Origin of the sequence: Polymorphobacter fuscus (assembly GCF_011927825.1) — a bacterium.
In the GTDB taxonomy this organism is placed as follows: Bacteria; Pseudomonadota; Alphaproteobacteria; order Sphingomonadales; family Sphingomonadaceae; genus Sandarakinorhabdus; species Sandarakinorhabdus fusca.
Map to the genome: position 1 here is coordinate 2,197,494 of NZ_JAATJI010000001.1, position 19,892 is coordinate 2,217,385.

The following is a 19,892-nucleotide window of genomic DNA, read 5'->3' on the forward strand; positions in this document are numbered from 1 at the left end:
CCGTTTATGGGCGGGTCAGTTGACCCAAACGACGGCTTTCGCCCAAATGCGAACATTGTTTGGCATAAGCGGTCAGCGTATCGGTGCCGGGTTATGTCCCCGATTGCCACCTCGCTGAATTTTCAGAGCCACGGTGCGGAACGCCTGCCGGGTGCCGTAGCCAGAGATCTCGCCGCACTGCGCGGCTCCATAGCTTACCTCCCGGCAGATCACGCCGGCATCCGCATAAGAGGGGTTGCAACACTAACCCCATTCCTCGCATCGCATGGCTCGATCGGCGCGATTGCCGCCTGCACCCTCGGTCCAAGGAGCCGACCGGTTCGGGCCGTCCTGTTTGACAAGACCGCAGGAACCAATTGGTCGCTGGCTTGGCACCAAGATCGCACCATTTGTGTGGAACGGCGCGATGAGGTTCAAGGCTTCGGCCCGTGGACCACGAAGCAAGGGATGCAGCACGTCGCTCCGCCCTTTGAGCTGCTGTCTCGCATGGTGACGTTGCGCATCCATTTGGACGACGTTCCCGCGACCAATGCCCCACTGCTGATCGCGCCCGGTTCGCATAAACATGGTCGCATTCCAGTCGGTGGAATTGACGCCGTTGTGCGCCAGTGTGGCACGTACACCTGCCTCGCAGATGCTGGAGACGTGTGGATTTATGCGACCCCGATCCTGCACGCATCGGAAGCCGCCGCTAAGCCCGCCCGCCGGCGGGTTTTGCAGGTCGACTTCGCAGCGGAGGAGCTTCCGGGCGGGTTAGAATGGCTAGGCGTCTGATGGCAGATTCCCGCCCTATCCCGGTAGCTCGCGCACGTCGGAGGGGCATCAGGGGGACTTGGCAACTATCGCTCAGTGGCGGACATTAGCACCGTCTGATAAGCCAACGGGATGAAGGGCCAGCAAGAGAAGGCGGCTTACGCTGCGCGCACCATTCGGACCTTTTTGGACGAAACATGCGGCCCATACGAATGGGACGATTTCACCTCATGCTCCCTTCGCGATCCCGAGGTTGATAGTATCCGGCTTCGAGCGAGCAGTGTAGACCTTCCAGTGAGCGCTGACGGAGAGCGAGAGCTTCTGGCGTTGGCGGACGAGGCTGATCGTCTCGCCACGGGCAACGACGGCTAACCACCCATAACGGACGTTCTGCATAGTCGGTAATGAAAGGATTTGGGGTGAAGGGGCCTCAGGCGCCTTCACGACGGAGGCGCTCCACGACACGGCGCACCGCCATCCATGTCACTCGTCGGCCCCGCCCGGTTTCGATCACGACATCGGCGCGCCGCCGCTTCTCAGCGTCGGGCATCTGTGACTTGAGGATCGCGGCGAACTTGGCCCGCGTCATGCCCGGCCGGGCGAGCACGCGCGCGCGTTGGACGCGCAAGGGGGCGCTGACGACGATGGTCAGGTCGCAGCGCCGCCAGCCGCCCTTTTCAAACAAGAGTGGCACGTCGAGAACGACGGCGCGTTTCAGCCGGTGGCGGGCGAGGAAGTTCGACTGCGCTTCGCCGACGAGCGGGTGGAGGATGGCTTCAAGCTGTTTGAGCGCAGCGGGGTTGCCGAAGACCTGCGCGCCGAGTTTTTCGCGGTGGAGCCCGCCGGCGTGGGTGGTGCCGGCGAAGATGGCCTCGATGGCGGGCAGGGCGCGGCCGCCCGGACCCTGGAGGGCGCGGACGGCGGCATCGGCATCGAACACCGGGATGCCCGACCGTTCGAACATCGCGGCGACGGTCGATTTGCCCATGCCGATCGATCCGGTGAGGCCGATGATGATCATCGGGTCAGCAACGCGCGCAGTTCGGCATCGTGCTGGCGCGGCGCCGGCGCGTCGTAAAAGGCGGCGAACGCCGTCGCCGCCTGGCCGACGAGCATCTGCAGGCCGTCGATGACCGGCATGGTGCGCGCGCGCGCCGCCGCCAGCAGCGGGGTTTCGAGCGGGGCATAGACGGCGTCGAACACCGTTGTCGTGACGGGCAGCCGCGACAGGTCGACGGGCAGCGGCGGCTGGCCGGCCATGCCGAGGCTGGTGGCGTTGAAGAACAGCGCCGTTTGATCGGCATCGGGCCAGGGCGCGTCGAATGCCAGCACCGACCCGGCCGTGCCCGCGTTGGCGAGCATCGCCTCGCCCTTGGCGCGGTCGCGCGCCAGGACGGTCACCGATGCTGCACCGGCGACGACCGCGGCGGTGATCGCGGCGCGTGCGGCGCCGCCGGTGCCGGCGATCATCACGCTGCGCCCGGCAAGGTCGAGGTGCGCGATGGGCTCCAGCACGCCGTCGATATCGGTGTTGGCGCCGGCGATGCTGCCGTCGGCGGTGACGGTGACGGTGTTGACGGCGCCCATGGCGCGCGCCGAGTCGGCCAGCGTATCGAGGTGATCGATGACCGCGATCTTGTGCGGCACGGTGATGTTGACGCCGCGCAGGCCGAGCGCCGGCAGGGCGCGGATGGCGGCGCCGAGCGCGTCGGGATGGACGGGAAAGCGCGAATAATCGCCGTCCAACCCCAGCTTGCCGAGCCAGAAACGGTGGATGACCGGCGACTTCGAATGCGCCACTGGCCAGCCGAAGATGCCGGCGCTGGCGGGCTGCAGCCGCGTCATGTCGCCAGCACGCCGCGATCGCGCAGGTAACCGAGCACCGCCAGCAGCGGCAGGCCGCGCACGGTGAACTGGTCGCCGTCGACGCGGGTGAACAGCTGCGCGCCCAGCCCCTCGATGCGATAGCAGCCGACGCAGCCGAGCACCGCATCGCCTTCGGCATCGAGATAATCGGCGATGAACGCGTCCGACAGCGATCGCATCGTCAGCCGCACCGACCCGCCGGCGCGCCACACCGGTTCGCCGTTTTCGGCGATGACAGCGGCGGAGATCAGCCGGTGGGTGGCACCCGACAACCGGCGCAGCTGTGCCTCCGCGCCGGCGCGGGTTTCCGGCTTGGCGATCAGCCCGCCATCGGCAGCCACGACGACCGAATCGGCGCCCAGCACCAGCACGCCCGGCAATTTGCGCGCGATCTTGACGGCCTTCAGTTCGGCGAGTGCATCGGCGATGCGATCGGGCGTCGCGCCGGCGGCGACGAGCCCGGCGGTGACACCGTCTTCGTCGACATGCGCCGGCACCGCGTCATGCGCGACGCCGGCGGCGGCGAGCATGGCGCGCCGCGCCGGGCTCTGGCTGGCCAGCACGATCATCGGACCATCACCGGGGTACCGGCCCGCTCGGGCCGCGCTGGGTGCGGCCCTGGAAAAGGTTGATGATTGCGGCGGCCGTTTCCTCGATCGACCGGCGCGTCACGTCGATGACCGGAATATCATGGTCCGCGAACAGCCGCCGGGCATAGGCGACCTCGCTTTCGATATGTGCTGCATCGACATAATCGGTGTCGGGCGCCTGGCCGATGGTCAGCAGCCGGTTGCGCCGGATCGTCAGCAGCCGTTCGGGCGCCGTCGTCAGCCCGACGACCAGCGGCCGCTTCAGCGTGAACAGCAGCGCGGGCGGCGGCGATTGCGGGACGATGGGAATATTGGCGGTCTTGTAGCCGCGGTTGGCGAGATAGATCGACGTCGGCGTCTTGGAGGTGCGCGACACGCCGGCCAGGACGATATCGGCTTCCTCCCAGTTTTCGTGGGCGGCGCCATCGTCATGGACCATGGTGAAGTTGATCGCGTCGATACGATCGAAATAGGCCTTGTCCATGATGTGCTGGCGCCCCGGCCGGCGCGTCGCGGCCTGGTCGAGCAGATCGGACAGCGCGCCGATCATCGGATCGAGCGGCGAGACGATGGGCAGCCCCAGGCTGGCGCAGCGCTGCTCGAGCCGGTCGCGGACGCCGCCATCGACAAGGGTGTAGATAATAAGGCCCGGCTGGCGGGCGATCGCCTCGATGACGCGGTCGAGATGGCCTTCGGATCGCACCATCGGCCAGAAATGCTTGATCCCTTCCACACCTTCGAACCGCGCCAGCCCGGCCTTGGCGATCGATTCGAGCGTTTCGCCGGTCGAATCGCTGACCAGGTGGAGATGGAGGCGGGACGGCTCGAGAGTCATGAAGGGCCTCCGGCGGCTGGGGCCCGAGGTACTGACGCGAAAAGACCGGGGATGAGACTGGGGATAACCATGGGGCGCCATGGTTATGGCGCGGCGAGCGCCGGGGGCAAGCGGCTTTTGCGACAGTTCCGACCGATTCCTCCCGCCCGCCGGGATGAGTCGCGAACCGCTTATCCCGCTGGGGAAGACTCCACAGGGCAGCCTGTGGATAACGGGGACAGTTTTCGCGACTCGCCGAGATTGAGGACTCTAGCCGCGCGCCGGATTGTGGACAGGCCGGTGCGGCGCCAACAATCCCCAAATGGGTCGGGTGACAACTACCATCGCATTTTCGATTCAAGATTGAATTGCAGATGGCCCGTTGCCGGTAGTGGCGCGCGGCGCGACTGGCCCTTGACCCATGGCCGGTTTCGCGGTGATGGGTCGGCATGATTTCGAACCCGACGCCGACCGATCCCCCCCTGCTCGCCGTGCTGAAAGGCGACCGCCGCGATCCGCCGCCGGTTTGGCTGATGCGCCAGGCCGGGCGGTACCTTCCCGAATATCGGGCGCTGCGGGCCGAAAAGGGCGGTTTCCTGGCACTGGTTTATGACAGCGACGCAGCCGCAGAGATCACGCTGCAGCCGATCCGCCGCTTCGGCATGGATGGCGCCATCCTGTTTTCGGACATTTTGATCGTGCCGCACGCCATCGGCCAGGGCCTGACCTTCGGCCCCGGCGAAGGCCCGCAGCTGACGCCGCCGCTGAGCGATGCGCGGTTCGATGCGCTGGTGGCAAAGCCCGAATATCTGGCCAGGATCTACGAGACCGTGGCCAAGGTGAAGGCGCAGCTCGGCCACGAAACCACCATGCTCGGCTTTGCCGGTTCGCCGTGGACGGTTGCCACCTATATGGTCGCCGGCCATGGCAGCAAGGACCAGGGCGAAACCCGGCGGCTGGCCTATACCGATCCGCAGGGCTTCCAGGCGCTCATCGACAAGATCGTCGCTGTCACCGTAGATTATCTGTCGGGCCAGATCGAGGCCGGCGCACAGGCGGTGCAGCTGTTCGACAGCTGGGCCGGGACGCTGTCGCCGGCGCAGTTCGAACGCTGGGTGATCGCGCCGACCGCCGATATCGTCGGCCGGCTGATGGTCCGCCATGGCGATGTGCCGATCATCGGCTTTCCCAAGGGCGCCGGCGCCAAGCTGGCCGCCTATGCGGCCGAAACCGGAGTCGATGCCGTCGGCCTCGATGAAACCATCGATCCCCAATGGGCCGATGCGATGTTGCCGCCGGGAATGCCGGTGCAGGGCAATCTCGATCCGCTGGCGCTGATCGCCGGGGGGGACGCGCTGGTGACGGCGGTCAATCGCATCCGGGCGGCGTTCGACACCCGGCCCCACGTCTTCAACCTTGGCCATGGCATCCTGCCCGATGCGCCAATCGCCCATGTCGAACAGCTGATGGCGATGCTGCGGAAGCCTTTCTGACATGGATCACGCCGTCGGCTGGCTCGGGGACGCCTATCTGTGGGTCAAGGCGCTGCACGTCATCTTCGTCATCTTCTGGATGGCGGGGCTGTTCATGCTGCCGCGGTTCCTGGTGTATTGGTCGCAGGTTGCGCCGGGCACCCCGGAAAATGACCTTTGGGCGGAACGCTGTGCCCGGCTCAAACGCATCATCCTCAACCCCGGCATGATCGTCGTCTGGGTGCTCGGCATCATGCTGGCGTTTCACCTGGGATGGCCGGGCTGGCTGATGGCGAAGTTTCTCGTCGTCTTCGGCCTGTCGGGATTTCACGGCTGGATGATCGGTGCGGCGCGCAAATTCGCAGCCGGCGAGCGGCCGTACGCCGAAAAGACGCTGCGGCTGGTCAATGAAATTCCGTCGCTGACGACGATCGTCATCGTCATCCTGGTGGTGGTAAAGCCCTTCTGACGCTGGCGGGGGGCAGCATCCCGCGCGTCGCCATACTCTGGTGCTGCGCTGCGGCATGGTTGCAGCGAATATACCCATCTGAACCGATTCGCCGCCAGGGTGTGCGATCGGACGCGGCATAGCGCCGCGACAGCGCCTATCCGAATATCCTTCGGCAATTTCGGCAAAAGCGCCGGGATATTCTAATCTGTCGCGCATTAAACCCAACATATTCTGGTTAATGGCGGTTATGTTACAAATGTCGATCCGGATAGAAGTCGGACGCATGGGGTGGGCTGCGGGACTTTCAGGAGGGGGCATTTCATGAACGACTGGATTTACAAGACGCCACGGTTGCGCGGCGTACGGTTGGGTTTGCTGCTCGGCGTGACATTGATGGCGCCGGCTGCGGCCCTCGCGCAGGCAGCAACCGATGAAGGCGAGATCATCGTCACTGCACTGCGCCGCGACACGCGCATCCAGGAAACGCCGCTGGCGATTTCGGCAGTGACCGGGGCGATGCTGGAGCGCAGCGGCACGACGAGCTTCACCGATCTGACGCGCAATGCGCCGTCGCTGCGTATCGTCGATTCGGGGCCGGGCAACCGCCGCGTGCTGATCCGCGGCATCCAGTCATCGGGTGAGCCGACGGTCGGCGTCTATTTCGACGAAACGCCGGTGTCGGGGTCGGTTTCGACGAGTTCGGACGCCGCCGGATCGACGCCCGACTTCCGGCTGTTCGATGTCGAGCGCGCCGAAGTGCTGCGCGGGCCGCAGGGCACGTTGTTCGGGTCCGGGTCGATGGGCGGCACGCTGCGCGTCATCTTCGAAAAGCCCAAGAGCGATCGGGTCGAGGCGGCGTTTTCCGCCAACATGTCGAGCGTGCGCAGCGGCGGCTATGGCGGCTCGGTTGATGGCATGATCAACCTGCCGGTCGTTGAGGACAAGGTCGCGGTGCGACTCGTCGGCTTCTACAATCGCTTCGCCGGCTATGTCGACAACATCGTCTATCGCCGCAATGACATCAACGATGGCCGCAGCTATGGCGGCCGCGCGCTGGTGCGGATCACCCCGGTCGAGCGGCTGACGGTCGATCTGTCGGCGTTCTTCGAGGATGTCGCCACCGATTCGCCGCGCTGGGTCGCCGAAACCGGGATCGACTATGCCACCGACGGCCGCTCGGCATCGGGCAATTACGACCGCAACCGGATGTACAACGGCACCGTCCGCTATGATTTCGATGCCTTCACGCTGACCGGCGTATCGTCCTATTTCGACCGCAGCCGCACGGTCGTCGGCGATGTCAGCGACACCTTCAACGGCCGCGATACGGCGGCGGGCTGCCGCACCTATCTGCAGCGCAACGCCCGCGCCTGCACCGATGCCGAGCTGCCGGGCTATCTGCGGCAAACCCGCGAGATCCAGGTTTCGAGCCTGTACCAGCCGCAGAATGTCAAGAACTGGATCAACGAACTGCGCGTCAGTTCGGCCGGCGACGGCGCCTTCAACTGGACGGCAGGGCTGTTCATGGAAGATCGCAAGACCGTCGTGCGTTCGACCCTGGTGCTCGGCGATCCGCAGACCGGCCAGCTGTTGTCGCCGACCGACCCTTACAACATCCGCTACGACCGCACGATCAACGACAAGCTGAAGCAGAAGGCAGCGTTCATCGAGCTGAGCTACAAGTTCTTCGACAAGCTGACACTGACGGCGGGCACGCGCTATTTCGACTTCAACAAGGTCGTCGGCGGGCGCATCGACCAGGGCCAGATCCATTATTCTTCGGTGGTCACGCCCTATCAGGAAGTGAACTATCAGGAAGATGGTTTCATCTACAAGTTCAACCTGTCGTACCAGCACAACCGTGATATCCTGGTCTATGCTCAGGCGGCGCAGGGCTTCCGCCCGGGCGGTGTCAACCAGGTCATCGGGCTGCCGGCGGAACTGGCCGGCTATTCGTCGGACAGCCTGTGGAACTATGAACTGGGGGTCAAGACGACCCTGGCGCCGGGCGTCTATTTCAACGTTGCCGGCTATCGCATCGATTGGGACAATCTGCAGGTATCGGCACGGACATCGGGCACCGGGTCGGTGTTCGGGCTGATCGCCAATGCCGGCGCGGCGCGCATCTATGGCGCCGAGGCCGAGCTTTCGGCGACGCCGGTGACCGGGCTGATGCTGGCGGGCAATGTCGGCTTCACCGACGCCAAATTGTCGAAGGACCAGGTCAGCACGATCGTCACCGCAACCGGGCGCAAGGGCGATCGGCTGGCCTATGTGCCGCGGCTGACGGCGAGCGTTTCGGCCGATTACACCACGCCCTTGTCCGACACGCTGGAACTGACGATGCGCGCCGATGCCTCGCATGTCGGATCGTCGTGGTCGACGCTGGCGCCGGCGGACGTCTTCCGGCGCTTCATCCCGGCCTATGAGGTGGTCAACCTGCGCGCCGGGATGCAGGGCCCCGATGGGGACTGGGGCGTCTATCTCTATGTCGCCAACCTGCTCGACGATGTCGCCATCAACAGCGCCAGTTCGAGCTCCAACACCGGCGGCAAGACGCTGACCTTCAGCCTGCCGCCGCGCACCTTCGGGATGAACTTCACGAAGCGCTTCTGATGATTTCGGCGCCGGGCGGCGGGGGTCGCCCGGCGGGCAGCCATGGCAGTTACGAGGGGTGAGACATGACGATGAGCATTGGAAAATCGCGCGCGCTGTGGTTGGGCGCGGCCCTGGTCGCGCTGGCAGCAGCGGCACCGCCGCTGCACGCGCAGACCGCCGAAGCGGCAGCGCCGGCGGGCGGTCCTGTCCAGGCCGTCAAGCCGCGGGCCGGAGCGGTGCCGGCGCCGGCGCGGCCGCAGGGTGAAGGCGTCGGGCCGTTCAACCGCATGGTCATCCGCGGCGTGACGCTGATCGACGGGTCGGGCGCACCACCGCGCGGCCCGGTGGACATCATCGTCGAACGCAACAAGATTGCCGATATCGTGGCCGCCGGCACGCCCGGCCTGCCAATGAAGCCGGGCCGCGAGCCGCGCAACTTCGATTACGAGCTCGATGCCACCGGCATGTACATGCTGCCCGGCTTTGTCGACATGCACGTCCATGGCGCCAGCGACGACAAGGCGCCCGACATGTCCTATTCGTACAAGCTGTGGCTGGCGCATGGTGTCACCACCGTGCGCGGTGTCGACCTGGCGCCGTTCGAAACCTCGCTCAGCGAGCGCGGCCGGTCGGCGCGCAACGAGATCACCGCGCCGCGCATCTTTGCCTATCAGCGGCCCGGCCAGGGCAAGGGCTGGACCGGCGGCCGGGTCAACACGCCGGCCGTGGCGCGCGCCTGGGTGCAATGGGCCGCCAAGCAGGGCATCGACGGGATCAAGCTGCTCGACAGCGAGGACCAGCCGCCCGAAGTGATGGAAGCCATCATGGACGAGGCCAAGAAGCAGAAGATCGGCACCGTCGCGCATCTGTCGCAGATCGGCGTCGGGCGGATGAACGCGCTGCAGGCGGGCAATGCCGGCTTGGGCACTGTCACCCACTTCTATGGCCATTTCGAATCGATGCTGAAGAACGGCCCGGTGCAGAACTGGCGCCCCGACTATAATTACGCCGATGAGCAGGACCGGTTCGGCGATGTCGCCAATCTGGGCGAGGAGAGCTTCGAAGCGGGTTCGCCCGAATGGTGGGACTATCTGCACAAGCAGAAGGAAAACAAGGTCGTCTTCGATCCGACGATGACGATCTATGCGGCCGGCCGCGACCTGATGCACGCCCGCAACGCCGACTGGCACGACAAATACACGATGCCGCAGCTGTGGGGTTTCTACCAGTCGTCGCGCGAGAACCATGGATCCTATTTTTACGACTGGAGCCTTGGCACCGAGGTCAAGTGGCGAAATTTCTACCACAAGTTCATGCGGCTGATGAACGACTACAAGAATATCGGCGGCCGGGTGACGACCGGGTCGGATTCGGGGTTCATCTTCGAACCCTATGGCTTCGGCTATATCCAGGAGCTCGAACTGCTGCAGGAAGCCGGGTTCAACCCCTCCCAGGTGGTGCAGGCAGCGACGCTCAACGGCGCGCTGACGCTGTACGATCCCAAGGGCGAAGTGCCGCCGATCGGCACCGTGCGCGTCGGCAAGCTGGCCGACATGGTGCTGGTCAAGGAAAACCCGCTGCAGAACTTCAAGACGCTCTATGGCACCGGGGCGCTGCGGCTCAATGAAAAGACCCAGAAGCTCGAACGGGTCGGCGGGGTCAGCTACACCATCAAAGACGGGATCGTCTTCGATGCCAAGAAGCTGCTCGACGATGTCGCGGTGATGGTGCGGTCCGAAAAGCAGCGCATGGGCATGCCGGCCGAGGGCCTGCCGCACCCGTGACGGGTATTGCTGAGGGATCGACGACTGAGGGATCGGCAGGGGAATGACGATGGTGTTTCGAACATTGGCCAGCATCGCCGCGCTGGCGGCGGTGCTGGCGCCGCCGGCTGCGGCGCAGCAACGGGCGGCGCCGGCGGCAGAGCCTGCGCAGGTGGCGCGGGGCGCCCCGGCGCGGGTTGCGGGGGAAGGAATCGGCCCGTTCCGGCGGATGGTCATTCGCGGCGCGACGCTGATCGACGGCACCGGCGCGCCGCCGCGCGGGCCGGTCGACATCGTCATCGAAGGCAATCGCATCGCCGAGATCCGCCAGGCGGGCTGGCCCGGCCTGCCGGAGCGCAGCAACCGCGAACCGCGCGATGTCGACCAGGAAATCGACGCGACCGGCATGTATGTGCTGCCCGGCTTTGTCGACATGCACACCCACCTGCCCGGCCCCGACAAGGCGCCCGACGCCTCCTATGCGTATAAGCTGTGGCTGGCGCATGGCGTGACGACGGTGCGCGGCGTGCCGCTGGCGGCGCCGGCGCTGGCGAGTGCCGAAAAGAACCGGTCCGCCGCCAACACCATCGCGGCACCGCGGATCTTCAACTACCAGACTTTGGGGGCCGGCTGGTCGGGTGGCCGCATCCTGACGACGGAAAAAGCGCGCGAGTGGGTGCGCTGGGCCGCCGCCAACAATATCGACGGCATCAAGTTCTTCGGCTGGCAGGATGAAACGCCCGAGATCATCACCGCCGCCATCGACGAAGCGCACAAGAACAAGATGGGCACGGTGGCGCATCTCAGCCAGCTCGGCGTCGCCAATTTCAACGGGCGGATCGCCGGCGAAGCCGGGCTCGACACCATCACGCACTTTTACGGTCACATGGAATCGCTGTTGAAGGACGGCACCATCCAGAAGTTCACGCCGGGCTATAATTTCTACAACGAGCTCGATCGCTTCGGCGAAGTCGCGAACATCTGGAACGAGGTGTACGAACCGGGCAGCCCGCAATGGATGGCGTATCTGGAGGCGCAGAAGGCGCATCACGTCACCTTCGATCCGACCTTCAACATCTATGCGGCGTCGCGCGACCTGATGCGGGCGCGCAATGCCGATTGGCAGGCGCAATATGCGACCCCGCAATTGTGGAAATATTTCCAGTCGACGCGCGACAACCATGGGTCGTATTTCTATGACTGGAACAGCGAGATCGAGACCTCGTGGAAGCACTTTTACGGGCGGTTCTTCACACTGGTGAACGATTACAAGAATATGGGCGGCCGGGTGACCGTCGGCACCGATTCGGGTTTCATCTACAAGGTCTATGGCTTTGCCTATGTCGAGGAACTCGAGCTGTTCCGCGAGGCCGGGTTCACGCCGCTGGAGATCTTTCGGTCGGCGACCATGTTGGGCGCGCGGACGCTTCACGAACCCAAGGGTGTCGCCGAACCGATGGGCGTGGTGCGCACCGGCATGCTCGCCGACCTGGTGGTGGTGAAGGAAAACCCGCTGCAGAATCTGAAGACGCTGTACGGCACCGGCTTCATGCGGCTGAACAATGCCACCAACGCCCAGGAAAAGGTCGGCGGCGTCCGCTATACGATCAAGGACGGCATCGTCTACGACGCGCCGCGCCTGCTCGCCGATGTCGCCGCGATGGTCGCTGCCGAAAAGCAGCGGCTGAACGCGGCCCCGGCGCCGGCGCAGCCGTGATGTACCGCCGATCAGATCTGCAGGTTGGTGGTGTATTTGACCTCCTCGAGCACGGCGTAGGTGCGGGTTTCGCGAACCCCCTTGAGCAGCGTCAGCGTGTCACCGAGAAAGCGCCGATAGGCGGCCATGTTGGCGACGCGGGTCTTCAGAAGATAATCGAAGCCGCCGGCGACCATGTGGCATTCGAGGATTTCGGGCATGCGCCGCACGACCGCGGCGAATTCGTCGAAATGGTTGTTGGTGGTGCGATCGAGGACGACTTCGATGAACACCAGCAGCGATCGATCGAGCTTTTCCGGGTCGAGAAGCGCGACGATGTCGGTGATATAGCCCTGTTCGCGGAGCTTGCGTAGCCGGTCGAAGCACGCCGACGGCGAAATGCCGGACTTGGCGGCCAGATCCTGATTGGTGATCCGGCCGTCCTTTTGCATCACCCGAAGGATATTGCGGTCGATCTGGTCGAGCATCGGTAAACCTTCGGAAATTCCCATAGCGCGGACAGTAACATCCGGTGCGCCAACGACAAGCCAGACACGGGATTGGCGGGTGCCGGTCGTGTGCGATCGACAGGAGTGAGCAGCTTGAACCCACGTGATGCCCAATGGGACGCCATCGACGACCTGAAATTTCAGGATGAAGCCGAGGCGGTTCGGGCGCTGCTCGCGCGCCAGCCGCTGTCGGCCGACGACCAGGTCGCGGTCCGCGACACGGCGATCGGCCTGGTGCGCGATGCGCGCGTGGCGGCGGGCAAGCAGAGCCTGATCGAAGGGTTTTTGCAGCAATATTCGCTCGGGTCGCAGGAAGGCCTGGCGCTGATGTGTCTCGCCGAAGCGCTGTTGCGGACGCCGGACGCGGCGACCCGCGACCGGCTGATCTCCGAAAAGATCGGATCCGCCGATTGGGCAAGCCATCTCGGCCAGTCCGATAGCCTGCTCGTCAACGCCTCGAGCTGGGCGTTGATGCTCACCGGCCGGCTGATCGATGTCGAACCCGAGGCCCGCCGCGATTTTCGCAGCTATATGCGGCGGCTGGTGGCGCGGCTCGGGGAGCCGGTGATCCGTGCCGCGGTCGGCACCGCAGTGCAGATGATGGGTGACCAGTTCGTCCTCGGCCGGTCGATCGACGAGGCGCTGGCACGGGCGAAGGCCAATGGCAGCCTGTGTTCGTTCGATATCCTTGGGGAAGGCGCGCGCACCGCCGCCGATGCCGAACATTATGAAAAGGCCTATGCCGCGGCGATCGAGACGGTGGGGCTGGCACGGATGGGGTCCGACACGCCCGAACGTGGCCATGGGGTGTCGGTCAAATTGTCGGCATTGTGCCCGCGCTTCGAAGCCGTGCAGGAGGCGCGGGTCTGGGAGGAGCTTTATCCCCGGTTGAAGCGGCTGGCGCTGATCGCGGCGCGGTACGACCTCAACTTTGCCATCGACGCCGAGGAGGCCGACCGGCTGGTGCTGTCGCTCAAGCTGGTCGACCGGTTGGCGCACGAGGCGGCGCTCGGCGACTGGTCGGGGCTGGGCGTGGTCGTCCAGGCCTATCAGAAGCGCGCCCTTGCCGTCATTGCCGGCCTTGAAGCGCTCGCACGCACCAGCCGGCGGCGGATCATGGTGCGGCTGGTCAAGGGCGCCTATTGGGACAGCGAGATCAAGCGCGCCCAGGTGGCGGGGCGCCCCGACTATCCGGTCTTCACCACCAAGGCAGCGACCGACCTCAGCTATCTCGTCTGTGCGCGGGCGCTGATCGACGCCAGCCCGCATCTGTTTGCGCAATTCGCGACGCACAACGCCCATACGCTGGCGGCGGTGCGCAGCATGGCCGCCGCATCGGCGGTGCGCATCGAGAGCCAGCGCCTCCATGGCATGGGCGAAGCGCTCTACAGCCCCGCGCACGGCAGCAATGCGCAGATCCCGGTGCGAGTCTATGCCCCTGTCGGCGGGCATGAGGAACTGCTGCCCTATCTGGTCCGGCGGCTGCTGGAAAATGGCGCCAACAGCAGCTTTGTCCACGCCCTGCTCGACGATGATGTGCCGGTGGAAACCGTCGTCGGCGATCCGATCGCCGCCGTGATTGCCCGGCCCGGGCCGCATCCGGCGATCGCCCTGCCGCGCGACATCTATGGCGCGGTGCGCGCCAATCCGCCGGGGCGCGACTATGGTGTCCTGGCGGTCCGCGACCATGCCCGGACGGTGGGGGAGCGCTTTTCCGGCCCGGTGGTGGCAGCGCCGATCATCGGCGGTGCGCTGCGGCCGGGCGCGGGCGCCGTGCCGGTGACCAATCCCGCCAATCGGAACGACCGGGTCGGCAGCGTGTCGGCGGCAACTCCGGCCGATATCGACGACGCCGTGGCGCGCGCCCATCGCGCGCAGCCGGATTGGGACAGGCTGGGCGGCATCGGCCGCGGCCGGATCCTGCGCGCGATGGGCGACGGGCTGGAAGCCGCCACCGACCGGTTCGTCGCGCTGCTGGCGCGCGAAGCCGGCAAGACCTTGAACGATGGCGTGGCGGAAGTGCGCGAGGCGGTCGATTTCTGCCGCTATTATGCCGACCTTGCCGAACGGACCTTCGATGCGCCGACCATCCTGCCCGGCCCGGTCGGCGAACTGAACCAGCTCGAACTCCACGGGCGGGGGGTGTTCCTGTGCATTTCGCCATGGAATTTCCCGCTTGCCATTTTCACCGGTCAGGTCGCGGCGGCGCTGGCCGCGGGCAATGCCGTGCTCGCCAAGCCCGCCGAGCAGACGCCGCTGGTGGCGGCCGAAGCGGTGCGGCTGTTCCACGACGCGGGATTGCCCGGCGATGTGCTGGCGCTGCTGCCGGGGGACGGCGCCACCGTCGGCGCGGCACTGGTCGCGCATGCCGGAATCGATGGCGTCGCCTTTACCGGCGGCACCGAGACGGCGTGGACGATCAACCGCAGCCTCGCTGCCCGCCGCGGCCCGATCGTGCCGTTCATCGCCGAAACCGGCGGGTTGAACGGCATGTTCGTCGACACGACGGCGCTGCGCGAACAGGTGGTCGATGACGTGCTGGTGTCGGCCTTCGGGTCGGCGGGGCAGCGCTGTTCGGCGCTGCGCCTGTTGTTCCTGCCGGCGCCGTCCGCCGACGCCATCATCGCGACGCTGGTCGGGGCGCTGGAAGCCATGGTGATCGGCGATCCGGCCGATGCCGCCACCGATGTCGGGCCGGTGATCGACGCCGATGCCTGCGCCATGCTGGCCGCGCATGTCGAGCGGCTGCAGCGCGACGCCCGGATCCTCTATCGCCATCCGGTCCCGGCGCATCTGTCCGGCAGCTTCTTCGGCCCGGTCATTGCCGAGGTGCCGGCACCCGATTTCCTCGAAAGCGAAGTGTTCGGGCCGATTCTCCACATCTATCGCTATGACCCCAGGGACCTCGATGCGATCGCGTCCCGGCTGGCGCAGCGCGGCTATGGGCTGACGCTGGGCATCCACAGCCGCATCGACGCCTTTGCCGCCCATGTCAGGGCGCTGGTCCCGGCCGGCAATGCCTATGTAAACAGAACGATCACCGGCGCGGTCGTCGGCGTGCAGCCGTTCGGCGGCGAAGGCCTGTCGGGCACCGGTCCCAAGGCCGGCGGACCGCATGCCTTGCTGCGCTACGCCGTCGAACGGTCGCTTTCGGTGAACATCACGGCGCAAGGCGGCAATCCGACCTTGCTCAATCTGTGACGGCGGGGCAGGGCAGAATCCAGTCGGCCCGACCCTAGGGCGCGATCGGGCCGGGAGACAGACCCCGAATGGATGGAGCGGCGACGGTGCGACGCGGGACATGGCTGGTCGTGCTCGTCGTGCTCATCCTGGTGGCGGTCGCGGTGGGGCTGGCGCTGCGGGGCGGGCCCGTCCAGCGCACCGACGCGGTCGCCATCGCCGCGCCCCGGGCCGCGACCGGCCAGCCGCTGATGGCGCCGGCCGCGGTCGTCGACTACCAGCAACTCGACGCGCGGCTGAAGGCGCTGATGCAGGAACCGGACATGGTCGGGCTGGCGGTCGGCACGATCGAGGCCGGGCAGGTGCGGTTCGTCAGGGCCTATGGCGAGACGCTGGCGCAATCGAAGGACCCGGTCACGCCGGACACCGTCTTTCGCTGGGCGTCGCTGTCCAAAAGCATCGCCTCGGCGGTGGTCGTCGGGCTGGCGGCAGAGGGCAAGCTGTCGCTCGATGCGCCGCTGGCGACACTGGGCACGACGCTTGCCCTGCCGGGCGGGACCCGGGCGATCACCGTGGCCGATGTCCTGTCGCACCGTCTCGGCCTGCCGCACAATGCCTGGGACGACCGGCTGGAAGCCGGCGAGGACCCCCGGATGCTGCGCGCCAGCTTTGCGACGCTGAAGCCCGAATGTCCGCCGGCGACCTGCTATGCCTATCAGAATATCGCCTATGACACGGCGACCGAGGTCGTGGAGCGCGTGACCGGCCGGGACTATGCGACCGTGGCGCGCGCGCGGCTGTTCGTGCCGCTGGGCATGGATCACGCCACGATCGGCCGGCAGGGACTTGAATCGGCGGCGAGCTGGGCGCGCCCGCATCGGCACAACAAGGTGTCGACCACCGTCAACGACAGCTATTACCGCGTCCCCGCCGCCGGTGGTGTCAATTCGTCGATCCGCGACCTGCTGCGCTGGATGGGGGCCCAGATGGGCGATGCGCCGGCGGTGCTGTCCCCGGCCAGCCTGGACATGATGCACCGTTCGCGCGTGCCGACGCCGCCGCACCGGCGGCGCGGCGCGATGGACCGCGCGCTGGCCGATCCGGCCTATGGGCTTGGCTGGCGGACCTATCGCTATGCCGGCCATGCCCTGGTGGGCCATCGCGGATCGGTCGATGGCTATGGCTCGCTGATCCTGTTCGACCCGGCAGCGCGCAGCGGCATCGTGATGCTGTGGAACAGCAACACCGCGATGCCGGCCCGGGCGCAGCTCGAATTTTTCGACCTTCTGTACGGCCTGCCCCGCACCGATTGGCTGGCCCTGTCCGCGCCGCCAGCGCCGCCGGCGCGTGCCGACGCCGAAGTGCAGACCGCGCCATGACCGGAGCGACGGGAGCCGCGGCGCCGCCCGGTCGTTCGATCCGGATGGCACGATGGATCTTGGCACTGGCACTGGCGGCGTTGTCGGCGACGGGCGTCGGCGCACAACCGGCGTCGCTGGGCGCCAACCTCGAACGGTTCGACTATCCGCTGCCGGTGCGCTGGTTCACCGCGTCGTCACAAGGCCATTCGGTCCGCATGGCCTATTTCGACGTGGCGCCGGCATCGGCTGCCAATGGCCAGACGGTGGTGCTGCTCCATGGCAAGAATTTCTGCGCCGCGACCTGGGCCGACACCGCCACAGCGCTGGCGAAGAACGGCTTTCGCGTCCTCGTTCCCGATCAGGTCGGCTTCTGCAAATCGTCCAAGCCGGCGGGCTATCAGTACAGCTTTCATGCCCTGGCCGAGCTGACCCGGGGCCTGCTCGATGACGCCGGGGCCGATCGGGTCGTGCTTGTCGGCCATTCGACCGGCGGCATCCTCGCGGTTCGTCTGGCGCTTCTGCACCCCGACCGCGTTGCGAAGCTGGTGCTCGTCAACCCGCTCGGCCTCAACGACACGCTGGGTCAAGGCGTGCCCTACGCCGATCTGGGGACACTGCGCGCGGAGGAGGCGAAAACCGATGCCGCCTCGATCAAGGCCTATCAGCTGCGCACCTATTATCATGGCGAATGGCGGCCGGCCTATGACCGATGGGTGGCGATGTTGGCCGGTCAATATGCCGGCCCCGGTGGCGATATCGTCCGCGATGCACAGGCGCGGCTGTCCGACATGATCCAGACCCAGCCGGTCGCCGCCGAACTGCCGCAACTGCGCGTGCCGGTCACGCTGATCATCGGCCAGCGCGACACCACGGCCTTTCGCGCCGGATCGGCACCGCCGGCGCTGCGCGGCAAGGTCCAGACCGTGCCCCAGGCCGCCGAAGATGCCGCCAGGCGCATCCCCGGGGCGCGGCTGATCCGCCTCGACGATCTCGGCCATTCGCCGCAGGTGGAGGCGCCGGCGCTGTTCCTCGACCGGCTGACGGATGCGATCGGACGCTGACGCGCGGGGCGGCCCCGGCATTTCGCGCCATTGACGAAGACGTGCCGAGTTGCGAGGCACGGTGCATGCCGCGCCTCCGCATCGCTCTCGAATGGTTTCTCAACCCCGATCATCTGCCGTTGATCGCGGCAAGCGCGCGGTTGGTGGCCGATGGCTGGGACATCGAACTGGTGGTTCCCGACGATCATTATGACGGTTTCCAGGCGTTGGCGGACGGCGCCGTCGACCTGGTGGTCAACGAGCCCCTCCACCTTGTCGAACAGCGGGCGCTGCGGCTGATCGCGCACGGCTGCTTCTTTGCCACGGACGGCGGCGTGCTGATGCACCGCGCAGCGCTCGACCGGCTGGTGGCGGGGGATCGGATACGGATCGCGTCGCCGGTGTCGAATGCGACGACGGACGGGCTGTGCCGCGATATCCTGCAGGGCTGGATGGCGCAGCGCGGCGCGGTGCTGGGTCAGGACCAGGTCGTCATCGCGCCGGCCGGCTTCGGGCATGTCGACAATCTGGCCGCGGGTTTCGACGGGGCCTGGCTGGCGTTCGCCAATGTCGAAGGCGTCGCCGCGCGCCTGCGCGGGCTCGATACCCAACTGATCACCACGGCAGAGGCCGGTATCCCGAACTTCTCGGCGCTTGAACTGATCGGTGCCGCCGATGCGCCGGACGCGGTGCGGGCGGGGATCGCCACGCTGGTGGCGACCCTCGACCGCGTCACGCCGGAACTGTGCGCCGACCCGGCCTTTGCCCGCCGCCTCTGGTATGCCGCCAGTGGCGAAGCGCCCGGCGACGAAGCCGATGCCATTGTCGCGGCGTCGCTGCCGCGCTTTCTGGCCCCGGTCCGCCGCAGCGCCGCGCTGTGGCGGCCGATGTGGCGCTACCTCCACGACCGCGGCGGCGATGTCGTCGATGAAGAAGCCTTTGAAGAAATGTTCGCCTGAACGGATCTCGGCAACCGTGCGCCGAAAATATCGTCAATATCCGACATGACGGTCAAGAAACGAAACAATATCGCCCTTAATATATGGCTGATGTCGGATTTTCCTTGGCCCTCATCATGCCGAATCCAGCGCTCTGGAGTTTTCTGGCCATTTTTTCGGAACTGATTTGCGATTTCAGTCGTTGGAAGTGGAAATCCAATCTGTCTTCAGGGAGATGATCATGACCGAACCGCGTTCGAAGGAAAGCCAGGCCGACATCGCCGCGCGCGTTCATGACCAGAAGCAGCGGGCCGATGCCGAGGCCCCCGGCCACGCCGAACAGGCAAGCGAAGGCACGACGCCGGGGGACGCGGGCATGACATCGTCGCCGCGGCCCGATTACCCGCCGTCGGGGGCTTTCGATGCGGAAGGCCAGCGGCCCGCGCTCGAACGATCGCGCAAGGCGCGCTGAATCCGGGTCCACCGACCGTTCCCGTTCAATATGCTGAAAAGGTAATGCCGCAATGCTCGTCCAGGTCAATTCCGACAATCACATCAACGCCGGCGAAGATACAGTTGCCGAGATCGAAGCCGATGTGCGCCGGCGGCTCGACCGCTATGCGTCACGCCTGACGCGCGTCGAACTGCACTTTCGCGACGTCAATGCCGACAGCAACGTCGGCGACGACAAGTTGTGCACGATGGAAGCGCGTCCGAACGGTCTCGATCCGCTGACGGTCACGGCGTCCGCCGCCACGATCGGCCAGGCCAGTGCCGGCGCGGCCGCCAAGCTGCTGGTCGCGCTCGAGCGGACCTTCGGCAAACTGACGTCGCGCAAAGGTCATTGAGGCGCCTGGAGAC

17 protein-coding genes are annotated in these 19,892 nt (G+C 66.3%); 12 read left to right on the forward strand and 5 right to left on the reverse strand.

The features are described 5' to 3' along the window. Positions 1-93: 93 nt before the first annotated feature. Entirely contained in the window at positions 94-774 is a 681-nt protein-coding gene (locus tag GGQ62_RS10440; protein WP_152577372.1) for a phytanoyl-CoA dioxygenase family protein, read from the forward strand. A gap of 409 nt (positions 775-1,183) precedes the next feature. Here the strand turns inward: GGQ62_RS10440 and coaE are convergent, their stop codons facing one another. Genes coaE through GGQ62_RS10465 form a run of 4 tightly spaced genes read right to left on the reverse strand, consistent with a single transcriptional unit; the run spans position 1,184 to position 4,044 of the window. Further along, entirely contained in the window at positions 1,184-1,774 is a 591-nt protein-coding gene (coaE, locus tag GGQ62_RS10450) for a dephospho-CoA kinase (protein ID WP_152577370.1), read from the reverse strand. Then, entirely contained in the window at positions 1,771-2,598 is an 828-nt protein-coding gene (locus GGQ62_RS10455) for a shikimate dehydrogenase family protein (protein WP_152577369.1), read from the reverse strand. Before GGQ62_RS10455 ends, coaE begins: the two co-directional genes overlap by 4 nt. Beyond that, positions 2,595-3,188, reverse strand: coding sequence for a Maf family protein (locus GGQ62_RS10460; protein WP_152577368.1), 594 nt, complete (start codon positions 3,186-3,188; stop codon positions 2,595-2,597). The genes GGQ62_RS10455 and GGQ62_RS10460 overlap by 4 nt, the downstream gene beginning before the upstream one ends. A gap of 7 nt (positions 3,189-3,195) precedes the next feature. After that, complete coding sequence (locus GGQ62_RS10465) at positions 3,196-4,044, reverse strand: pyruvate, water dikinase regulatory protein (RefSeq protein WP_152577367.1); 849 nt, start codon at positions 4,042-4,044, stop codon at positions 3,196-3,198. A gap of 428 nt (positions 4,045-4,472) precedes the next feature. Here GGQ62_RS10465 and hemE point away from each other — a divergent pair, with 428 nt between their 5' ends. The 5 genes from hemE to GGQ62_RS10490 all read left to right on the forward strand — a co-directional run bounded on the left by hemE (position 4,473) and on the right by GGQ62_RS10490 (position 12,024). Continuing rightward, positions 4,473-5,516 carry a uroporphyrinogen decarboxylase gene (hemE, locus tag GGQ62_RS10470; protein ID WP_152577366.1) on the forward strand — a complete coding sequence of 348 codons (1,044 nt, stop codon included), beginning with the start codon at positions 4,473-4,475 and terminating at the stop codon, positions 5,514-5,516. Position 5,517: 1 nt separating this feature from the next. Then, positions 5,518-5,964, forward strand: coding sequence for a CopD family protein (locus GGQ62_RS10475; protein WP_152577365.1), 447 nt, complete (start codon positions 5,518-5,520; stop codon positions 5,962-5,964). A gap of 303 nt (positions 5,965-6,267) precedes the next feature. Further along, on the forward strand, positions 6,268-8,562 hold the full coding sequence (locus tag GGQ62_RS10480) for a TonB-dependent receptor (RefSeq protein WP_243451561.1): 2,295 nt from the start codon (positions 6,268-6,270) through the stop codon (positions 8,560-8,562). Positions 8,563-8,633: 71 nt separating this feature from the next. Next, a complete protein-coding gene (locus GGQ62_RS10485) occupies positions 8,634-10,328 on the forward strand; it encodes an amidohydrolase family protein (RefSeq protein WP_152577730.1) in 1,695 nt (564 codons plus the stop codon). Between the two features lie 43 nt (positions 10,329-10,371). Continuing rightward, complete coding sequence (locus tag GGQ62_RS10490; RefSeq protein WP_152577364.1) at positions 10,372-12,024, forward strand: amidohydrolase family protein; 1,653 nt, start codon at positions 10,372-10,374, stop codon at positions 12,022-12,024. 11 nt (positions 12,025-12,035) lie between these two features. Here the strand turns inward: GGQ62_RS10490 and GGQ62_RS10495 are convergent, their stop codons facing one another. After that, a complete protein-coding gene (locus tag GGQ62_RS10495) occupies positions 12,036-12,515 on the reverse strand; it encodes an Lrp/AsnC ligand binding domain-containing protein (protein ID WP_243446082.1) in 480 nt (159 codons plus the stop codon). 90 nt (positions 12,516-12,605) lie between these two features. On the opposite strand from GGQ62_RS10495, the gene putA reads away from it, so the two are divergent. From putA to GGQ62_RS10525, 6 genes are all read left to right on the forward strand, one after another. After that, positions 12,606-15,713 (forward strand): bifunctional proline dehydrogenase/L-glutamate gamma-semialdehyde dehydrogenase PutA, encoded by a 3,108-nt coding sequence (gene putA / locus GGQ62_RS10500; RefSeq protein WP_153401215.1) that lies wholly within the window; start codon positions 12,606-12,608, stop codon positions 15,711-15,713. Positions 15,714-15,799: 86 nt separating this feature from the next. Further along, positions 15,800-17,071, forward strand: a complete 1,272-nt coding sequence (locus GGQ62_RS10505; RefSeq protein WP_167649578.1) for a serine hydrolase domain-containing protein — start codon at positions 15,800-15,802, stop codon at positions 17,069-17,071. A gap of 44 nt (positions 17,072-17,115) precedes the next feature. Beyond that, on the forward strand, positions 17,116-18,114 hold the full coding sequence (locus tag GGQ62_RS10510) for an alpha/beta fold hydrolase (RefSeq protein WP_152577361.1): 999 nt from the start codon (positions 17,116-17,118) through the stop codon (positions 18,112-18,114). 65 nt (positions 18,115-18,179) lie between these two features. Continuing rightward, complete coding sequence (locus GGQ62_RS10515; protein WP_152577360.1) at positions 18,180-19,052, forward strand: ABC transporter substrate-binding protein; 873 nt, start codon at positions 18,180-18,182, stop codon at positions 19,050-19,052. Between the two features lie 220 nt (positions 19,053-19,272). Continuing rightward, positions 19,273-19,503 (forward strand): hypothetical protein, encoded by a 231-nt coding sequence (locus GGQ62_RS10520; RefSeq protein ID WP_152577359.1) that lies wholly within the window; start codon positions 19,273-19,275, stop codon positions 19,501-19,503. Between the two features lie 52 nt (positions 19,504-19,555). Then, positions 19,556-19,879 carry a hypothetical protein gene (locus GGQ62_RS10525; protein ID WP_152577358.1) on the forward strand — a complete coding sequence of 108 codons (324 nt, stop codon included), beginning with the start codon at positions 19,556-19,558 and terminating at the stop codon, positions 19,877-19,879. The last annotated feature ends 13 nt before the right edge of the window (positions 19,880-19,892 follow it).

Coding starts and splice junctions, on each gene's coding strand:
- GGQ62_RS10440 (WP_152577372.1), top strand. CDS start 94: ATGTCCCCGATTGCCACCTCGCTGAATTTTCAGAGCCACGGTGCGGAA.
- coaE (WP_152577370.1), bottom strand. CDS start 1,774: ATGATCATCATCGGCCTCACCGGATCGATCGGCATGGGCAAATCGACC.
- GGQ62_RS10455 (WP_152577369.1), bottom strand. CDS start 2,598: ATGACGCGGCTGCAGCCCGCCAGCGCCGGCATCTTCGGCTGGCCAGTG.
- GGQ62_RS10460 (WP_152577368.1), bottom strand. CDS start 3,188: ATGATCGTGCTGGCCAGCCAGAGCCCGGCGCGGCGCGCCATGCTCGCC.
- GGQ62_RS10465 (WP_152577367.1), bottom strand. CDS start 4,044: ATGACTCTCGAGCCGTCCCGCCTCCATCTCCACCTGGTCAGCGATTCG.
- hemE (WP_152577366.1), top strand. CDS start 4,473: ATGATTTCGAACCCGACGCCGACCGATCCCCCCCTGCTCGCCGTGCTG.
- GGQ62_RS10475 (WP_152577365.1), top strand. CDS start 5,518: ATGGATCACGCCGTCGGCTGGCTCGGGGACGCCTATCTGTGGGTCAAG.
- GGQ62_RS10480 (WP_243451561.1), top strand. CDS start 6,268: ATGAACGACTGGATTTACAAGACGCCACGGTTGCGCGGCGTACGGTTG.
- GGQ62_RS10485 (WP_152577730.1), top strand. CDS start 8,634: ATGAGCATTGGAAAATCGCGCGCGCTGTGGTTGGGCGCGGCCCTGGTC.
- GGQ62_RS10490 (WP_152577364.1), top strand. CDS start 10,372: ATGACGATGGTGTTTCGAACATTGGCCAGCATCGCCGCGCTGGCGGCG.
- GGQ62_RS10495 (WP_243446082.1), bottom strand. CDS start 12,515: ATGGGAATTTCCGAAGGTTTACCGATGCTCGACCAGATCGACCGCAAT.
- GGQ62_RS10510 (WP_152577361.1), top strand. CDS start 17,116: ATGGCACGATGGATCTTGGCACTGGCACTGGCGGCGTTGTCGGCGACG.
- GGQ62_RS10515 (WP_152577360.1), top strand. CDS start 18,180: ATGCCGCGCCTCCGCATCGCTCTCGAATGGTTTCTCAACCCCGATCAT.
- GGQ62_RS10520 (WP_152577359.1), top strand. CDS start 19,273: ATGACCGAACCGCGTTCGAAGGAAAGCCAGGCCGACATCGCCGCGCGC.
- GGQ62_RS10525 (WP_152577358.1), top strand. CDS start 19,556: ATGCTCGTCCAGGTCAATTCCGACAATCACATCAACGCCGGCGAAGAT.